Below are 6,694 nucleotides of genomic sequence, written 5' to 3' on the forward strand. Positions count from 1 at the left end.
GGGTACGGGCACATCGTGAACGGCGGGGTGGCGGGGTGCGGGGGGCTCCCCGGCAGCCCTCCCCCATTGCCTCAGTGCTGATACACGGTGCCCGCCCAGCGCCGTACGAACCCGTCCGCGCCGGTCACGGTCACGTCGTAGCGCCCGTTCTCCGTGGGCCAGTCCACGTGGGCGGGGCGCCCGGCCTGGACGTCGACGGTGCGGCGCTTGCCGCCGTGGCCGCCGGGCTCCAGCGTGAAGCGGGCCTCGTCGCCGTGCGTGTGCCCGAGCGTCAGCCGGACGGTGTGCGGGTCCGTCTTCGCGGTCGCCCGCGCGGTGTCCTGGGCCTTGCCCTTGAAGCGCCGTACGAACCCGTCGGCGCCGTACACCGTGAAGTCGTACGCGCCGCCGCTCTTGGCCGTGTCCCACTCGTAGACGGCCTGTGCGCCGGGGGCGACGGTGAACGGGGTTCCGGCGAAGGGCAGGTGGGCGTTGGGGAAGACGGTGTAGTGGAAGGCGGCCGTGCCCTGGTTGGTCAGGGTGCAGGTGACCTTGCCGGTATGGGCGTCCACGGTGGTCTTCGCGTCCGGGCGGTAGGGCAGCGGGCGGTGCGGCCGGGTGCCCGGCTCCTGTACGGGCGTGGTCTGCTGGCCGTTGCCGGGGAGCTTGACGGGCGGCAGCTTCTTGCTCTCGTCGGCCTTGCGGACGAGCTCCTTGGTGTCGGGGAGGGTGGGGATCGTGTAATCGGGAGTGGAGAAGTCGAAACAGGTGGTGAGGTCGCCGCAGACCTCCCGCCGCCAGGCGGTGATGTTGGGCTCGTGCACGCCGGTGACGTGCTCCATCAGCCGCAGCACGGAAGTGTGGTCGAAGACCTGGGAGTTGGTCCAGCCGCCGCGCGACCAGGGGGAGATCACCCACAGCGGCACGCGGTTGCCGAGCCCGATGGGCTGGCCGTCGGCGAACTCGCCGGGGGTGCCGGCGGGCGCGGTGGGCGGCACGACGTGGTCGAAGTAGCCGTCGTTCTCGTCGTACATGACGAGGAACGCGGTGTGCTTCCAGACGTCGGGGTTACTGAAGAGGGACTGGAGGGCGGTGTTGACGTAGTCGGCGCCGTAGTCGGGGCTGGCGGCCGGGTGCTCGCAGAAGAGGTAGGGGGACACGAGCCAGGAGACGGTGGGCAGGGTCCCGTCCTTGCAGTGCCGGTCGAAGGCGGACAGGTCGAACTTCGTCATGGCGTTGACGTAGCGCGGGTCGTCCTTCGCGAAGGCGTGGAACTGCTTGAAGTACGAGAGCCCGTTGCAGTCGTAGTCGCCGTACCGCTCGTCCATGCCCGGGTTGTGGTAGACGCGCCAGCTCACACCGGCCTTCTGGAGCCGCTCGGCGTAGGTCGTCCAGTCGGCGACGGGGTTCTCGGTGACGACGCTGTTGTCGGTGAACGGCCCGGTGGTGCCGTCGGTGCCGGGCCCGGCGGTGCCGCTCCACAGGTAGAGGCGGTTGGGGTCGGTGGGCCCGGCCAGGGAGGCGAAGTAGTGGTCGGCGACGGTGAAGGCGTCGGCGAGCGCGTACTGGTACGGGATGTCCTCGCGCGTGAAGTACCCCATGCAGCGCTCGCCCTTGGCGGATATCCACTGGTTCATGGCGCCGTGGTTGATCGCGTCGTGGCTGGTCTTCCAGTCGTGCGGGAGTCCGTTGGCGTTCTGCGCGTTGAAGCGGGTGGTGTCCATCCGGTACGGCAGCAGATAACCGCCGTCCGTACGCCCCGCGTCGGGCTGGCGCAGCACGCCGGACCCGTCGGGGAAGACCAGCCCTTGCCGGTCGTCGAAGCCGCGCACGCCGCGCAGGGAGCCGAGGTAGTGGTCGAAGCTCCGGTTCTCCTGCATGAGCACGACGATGTGCTTGATCTCGCCGGTCCCGCCGTCTCTGTCCACCGCCGCGGCGACGCTCTCGTCCGTCCCCACCGCCTCGGCGGCCGAACCGGCCGCTCCGATCAGTCCGGCGGCAGCGGCCGCGGTGGAGGTACCGACGAAGGCACGGCGCGTGAGTGAGGTCACGGGGCAACTCCTCAAATTGGGGGCCCCAGCACGCTAACCGTGTGGCGTGCGCAACGGAATTGACGCGGGGTGACTTTGGGACGGCGACGAGGGAACAGAAGGTGAGCGAACGGAAGCTGTCCGGGCCCGCTTGTGGTCGGTTACGGGCCCGGAGAACTACCCGGCGCCGGCGGCACCGGTCATGGCTGTCGCTACGGCAGGGACCACCAGTTGACCCAGAGGTCGGAGTGGTCGGCGAGGACGAAGGCGTACGGGCGCTGGGCCGCGTTGGCGTTGTCCTGGACGGTGATCGCCTCACCGGGGCGCTCGACGACGCGCCCCGGCGGGGTGCCCTGCGCCGCCCACTGCCATGCCTTGCCGTCCCACCAGTTCACGTACAGCTTGGAGTCGTCGCCGATGACGAAGACGTAGGGGCGGGTGAAGGCGTTCGGGTCGTCCTTCATCGTGACGACGCCGACGGAGTCGAGGATGAGCCGCCCGCCGGGCGCCCCCTGGTCGCTCCAGTTCCACTTGGAACCGTCCCACCAGTTCACGTACAGCTTCGAGTCGTAGCCCTGGACGAAGACGTACGGCCGCTCGGTCGCCTGCGGGTCGTTCTGGACGCTGACGACGCCCGCGCCCTTCTTGACCGGCTGGCCGGACGGCGCGCCCTGCTCGCTCCAGTTCCACTTGGAGCCGTCCCACCAGTTGACCCACACCCGCGAGTCGTCGGTGATGACGAAGGCGTACGGGCGGGTGGGGGCGTTCGGGTTGTCGCGCATGGTGGTGACGCCGAGGGGGCGGGAGATCGTGCGGTTCGGCGGCGCGCCCTGGTCGCTCCAGTTCCACTTGGAACCGTCCCACCAGTTCACGTGGAGCCGGAAGTCGTCGGTGATGACGAAGGCGTACGGGCGCTGCGCCGCCGTCGGAGTGTCCTGGACGGTGACGACGCCGACGCCCTCACGGATCTGCCGCCCGCCGGGCGCGCCCTGGTCGCTCCAGTTCCACTTGGAGCCGTCCCACCAGTTCACGTGGAGCTTGGAGTCGTCGGTGATGACGAACGCGTACGGGCGCTGCTGCGCGTCCGGGCGGTCCTGCATCGTGACGGCGCCGACCTTCTCGATGACCGTGCGCCCGGCGGGGACGCCCTGGTCGCTCCAGTGCCACGCCTTGCCGTCCCACCAGTTGACGTACAGCCGCGAGTCGAGGCCGCGTACGAAGACATACGGGCGCCGCGCGGCCTGCGGGTCGTCCTTCATCGTGACGGCGCCCATCGTGGCCCGGACGCCGATCGCGGCGGTCGGCCGCTGCTGGTCGTTCCACTTCCACGAACCCATCGTGTTCCTCTCCGGCCCGCCGCCCGGCGCATCGCCATGGCAGGCACCGGGCGCGGGGACTCAGGGGTTTCGGGGGTACCGGGGTTTCGAGGTTTCGGGGCGATGGCCCCTTGGCTCCTCGGACACTCTGGCAGCGCACGTATGCCCTGTCACCGCCCTAATTCGGACACCGCACGGCGGGGAAAGCGGGAGGCGCGGTTCACCGCCGCCGAGGGGTCCGTACGCCCCACCCCGGCAGGGGGGCGCGGCGTCAGATCACGATGACCCGGCGTCCGCGTGTGTGGCCGGCCTGGCTGTCGATGTGGGCCGACGCGGCGTCCGTGAGCGCGTACGACTTCTCGACGGGTATGCGGAGCTTGCCCCGTGAGATGAGGTCGGCGGCCTCGGCGAGCGCGTCCGGCACGCTGCCGGCCACGCCGGAGAACCGGACGCCGAGGTCCGGCGCGCCCAGGTCGGCGATGGTGATGACCTTGTCCGGGTCGCCGGTCAGCTCGACGAGTTCGCGGATCACGCCGGAGCCGGCCAGATCGAGGGCCGCGTCGACGTCGCCGAGCTGCCGTACGCGCTCGGTCCAGCCGTCCCCGTACGTCGTGGCGAGGGCGCCGAGGCCGCGCAGGTAGTCCTGGTTCGCGGCGCCGGCCGTGCCGATGACCGTGATGCCGCGCTCGCGGGCGATCTGGAGCACCGCCGAGCCCACTCCCCCGGACGCGCCGCTGACCAGCAGCGTCTGGCCGGGCCGCACCCCGGTCTGGCCGATGACGCGCAGCGCGGTCTCCACCACGGAGGGGTACCCGGCCGCCTCTTCGAAGCTCAGCCCCTCGGGCATCCGGGTCCAGGCCGTCAGCACGGCGAACTCGGCGTACGTGCTGACCCCCTCGCCGAACACGTGGTCGCCGACCTCGTACCCCTCGACGCCCTCGCCGACCTCGTCCACCACCCCGGCGGCGTCCAGCCCGATCCCGGTGGGCAGCGTGATCGGGTGGGCCCCCAGCTTCTGGCCCTCGCGTATCCGCCAGTCGACGGGGTTCACGCCCGCCGCCCGCACGGCGACGCGTACGTGGCCGGGGCCCGCGTGGGGCTCCTCGGCATCGATGATCTGCAAGACCTCGGGGCCGCCGAACTCGGCGATGTTCACTCGCTTCATGCCGCCGACCGTAACACTAACGGTTAGCTTTAAAAAACAGTTGCTCCTTCATACCCGATAGTCCGAGCCTGATAATCTGGGCCCATGACCGTGCCGACCGGACGCCGCGAACGCAAGAAGGCCGCGACCCGCCAGAACATCGCCGACACCGCCCTGCGGCTCTTCCTGGAACAGGGCTACGACGCGGTGGGCATCCGCGACGTCGCAGCCGAGGCGGACGTGGCCGTCACCACGGTCTTCTCCCACTTCGCCTCGAAAGAGGCCCTGGTCTTCGAGCAGGACGAGAACTTCGAACACCGCCTCGCCCAGGCCGTCACGGACCGGGCCCCGCACGAGCCGCTCATCCCCGCGCTCCACCGCGAGATGCGCGCCATGGTCCGGCACTGCGCGGCGGAGAGCGCCGCCCCCCTCTGGGACATGATCGACAAATCCCCCGACCTGCGGCAGTACGAGGAGTCGATGAAGCTGCGCCACGCGGAATCGCTGGCCGCCGCCATCGCCGCCGACCTCGAACTGCCCCGGCCCACGACCTCCTGCCGGGCCATCGCCCGTTTCGTGGTCGACGCGCACGCGCTCGCGCGCGAGGCGGCCGATCCGGACGCGGCGGTGGACGAGGTCTTCCGCATGATCGAGGCGGCCTGGGAGACCACGGGCCGTTAGCCTCCCGGCATGGACATCCGAGTGGAGATCGCCAGAGAGCCGAGCCGGGAACTCGTGGAAGCCTTCGGCAGGTTGCTGCCGCAGCTGTCCTCGGCGGCGAAACCACTCGACGAGGAAGCCATCGCGAGACTGGTGACCTGCGACGCCAACACCCTGCTGGTCGCCCGCGCCGCCGACGCGATCGTCGGCACGTTGACACTGGTACTGGCCCCACTGCCGTCCGGCCTGCGGGCCCGCGTCGAAGACGTGGTCGTCGACAGCGCGGCACGAGGTCAGGGGGTGGCCGGGCTCCTCACCCAGGAGGCCCTGCGCATCGCACGAGAGGCCGGCGCCAGGACCGTAGACCTCACCTCCCGCCCGGACCGCGCGGCGGCGAACCGTCTGTACGAACGCCTCGGCTTCCGGCCGCGCCAGTCCACGGTCTACCGCTTCGCGGTGGAGGGGTAGGAAGGGCCGGGCCACGGCGACCGAAACATCGTCCGGCTGTTGATATTCGGACATCGAGCCTTGCAAGCTGGCAGCGCACCGAGCCGAAGGAGTGTCCTGATGTCCATACGCCCCGCCTGCTATCCGGTCGGCTACGCGCCGGAGGTGTTCGCACGATGAGGCGGGTACTGGTCACTGGAGCCTCGCGCGGGATCGGCCGGGCCGTGGCGCTCGCGTTCGCCGAGTGCGGGGACCGGATCGGGGTGCACTACGCGGCCAACCGCGCCGACGCCGAGGAAACGCTGCGCCAGTTGCCCGGCTCCGGTCACGCCCTGCTGGCGGGCGACCTCGGCGACCCGCAGGCGGCCCGCACACTCGTGGACGAAGCCGTGGAGCGCCTCGGCGGCGTCGACGTCCTGGTCAACAACGCTGCCACCGCCACCTCCGACGCCACCCGGCACGCGGTGGCCGAGGTGTCCTACGAGGACTGGCAGCGCGTCTGGCACCGCATGCTCGACGTCAACCTGCTCGGCGCGGCGAACGTGACGTACTGCGTCGCCCGGCACCTCATCGACCGCGGCGCCCCCGGCAGCATCGTCAACATCGGCTCCCGCGGGGCGTTCCGCGGCGAGCCCGAGTTCCCCGCGTACGGCGCGAGCAAGGCCGCGCTCCACGCCTTCGGGCAGTCCATGTCCGTAGCTCTCGCGCCGCATGGCATCGCGGTGACGTCCGTGGCACCCGGCTTCGTGGCGACCGAGCGGCAGGCCGCCAAGCTGGCGGGCCAAGACGGCGACAACCTGCGCGACCAGAGCCCGTTCGGGCGGGTCGGCACGGCCGAGGAGGTCGCGGCGGCGGTGCGCTACCTCGCCTCCCCAGAGGCCGCCTGGTCCTCCGGAACGGTCCTCGACCTCAACGGCGCTTCCTACCTCCGCACTTGAGCGGCGCGGGCGCGGCTGCCGCCGCCGCGTGTACGAACGGGTGCGGGAAGGCGCCCAGTTGCGCCCATTGTGCGGCGACCACTGCCCAGAAAGTCCACCCGACCGGTGTCAGTGACGGTCCAGGCACCTACCCGCAAGACCGGAGAGCGGCCCCGCCGAGTTCAACGGGGGCTCGTAGCC

General features: G+C 70.9%; 6 protein-coding genes. 3 read left to right on the forward strand and 3 right to left on the reverse strand.

Annotation, left to right across the window (positions count from 1 at the left end; translation table 11 throughout):
* Window positions 1-71 precede the first annotated feature (71 nt).
* The 3 genes from ACFU99_RS27880 to ACFU99_RS27890 all read right to left on the reverse strand — a co-directional run bounded on the left by ACFU99_RS27880 (window position 72) and on the right by ACFU99_RS27890 (window position 4,490).
* Entirely contained in the window at window positions 72-2,030 is a 1,959-nt protein-coding gene (locus ACFU99_RS27880) for a phosphocholine-specific phospholipase C (RefSeq protein WP_384397052.1), read from the reverse strand.
* Window positions 2,031-2,221: 191 nt separating this feature from the next.
* On the reverse strand, window positions 2,222-3,346 hold the full coding sequence (locus ACFU99_RS27885; RefSeq protein ID WP_384397055.1) for a hypothetical protein: 1,125 nt from the start codon (window positions 3,344-3,346) through the stop codon (window positions 2,222-2,224).
* 250 nt (window positions 3,347-3,596) lie between these two features.
* Window positions 3,597-4,490, reverse strand: a complete 894-nt coding sequence (locus ACFU99_RS27890) for an NADP-dependent oxidoreductase (RefSeq protein ID WP_384397058.1) — start codon at window positions 4,488-4,490, stop codon at window positions 3,597-3,599.
* Window positions 4,491-4,574: 84 nt separating this feature from the next.
* On the opposite strand from ACFU99_RS27890, the gene ACFU99_RS27895 reads away from it, so the two are divergent.
* The 3 genes from ACFU99_RS27895 (at window position 4,575) to ACFU99_RS27905 (ending at window position 6,514) form a co-directional block, all read left to right on the forward strand.
* A complete protein-coding gene (locus tag ACFU99_RS27895; RefSeq protein ID WP_384397061.1) occupies window positions 4,575-5,150 on the forward strand; it encodes a TetR/AcrR family transcriptional regulator in 576 nt (191 codons plus the stop codon).
* A 9-nt stretch (window positions 5,151-5,159) separates the two neighbouring features.
* On the forward strand, window positions 5,160-5,597 hold the full coding sequence (locus ACFU99_RS27900; protein WP_384397064.1) for a GNAT family N-acetyltransferase: 438 nt from the start codon (window positions 5,160-5,162) through the stop codon (window positions 5,595-5,597).
* Between the two features lie 155 nt (window positions 5,598-5,752).
* A complete protein-coding gene (locus ACFU99_RS27905; RefSeq protein ID WP_384397067.1) occupies window positions 5,753-6,514 on the forward strand; it encodes an SDR family NAD(P)-dependent oxidoreductase in 762 nt (253 codons plus the stop codon).
* Window positions 6,515-6,694 lie beyond the last annotated feature (180 nt).

The sequence above is a fragment of the Streptomyces sp. NPDC057654 genome (genome assembly GCF_042800135.1).
In the GTDB taxonomy this organism is placed as follows: Bacteria; Actinomycetota; Actinomycetes; order Streptomycetales; family Streptomycetaceae; genus Streptomyces.

Excerpts from the sequence above, each read along its gene's own strand:
- ACFU99_RS27885 (WP_384397055.1), bottom strand. The coding sequence starts at position 3,346 with ATGGGTTCGTGGAAGTGGAACGACCAGCAGCGGCCGACCGCCGCGATC.
- ACFU99_RS27890 (WP_384397058.1), bottom strand. The coding sequence starts at position 4,490 with ATGAAGCGAGTGAACATCGCCGAGTTCGGCGGCCCCGAGGTCTTGCAG.
- ACFU99_RS27895 (WP_384397061.1), top strand. The coding sequence starts at position 4,575 with ATGACCGTGCCGACCGGACGCCGCGAACGCAAGAAGGCCGCGACCCGC.
- ACFU99_RS27900 (WP_384397064.1), top strand. The coding sequence starts at position 5,160 with ATGGACATCCGAGTGGAGATCGCCAGAGAGCCGAGCCGGGAACTCGTG.
- ACFU99_RS27905 (WP_384397067.1), top strand. The coding sequence starts at position 5,753 with ATGAGGCGGGTACTGGTCACTGGAGCCTCGCGCGGGATCGGCCGGGCC.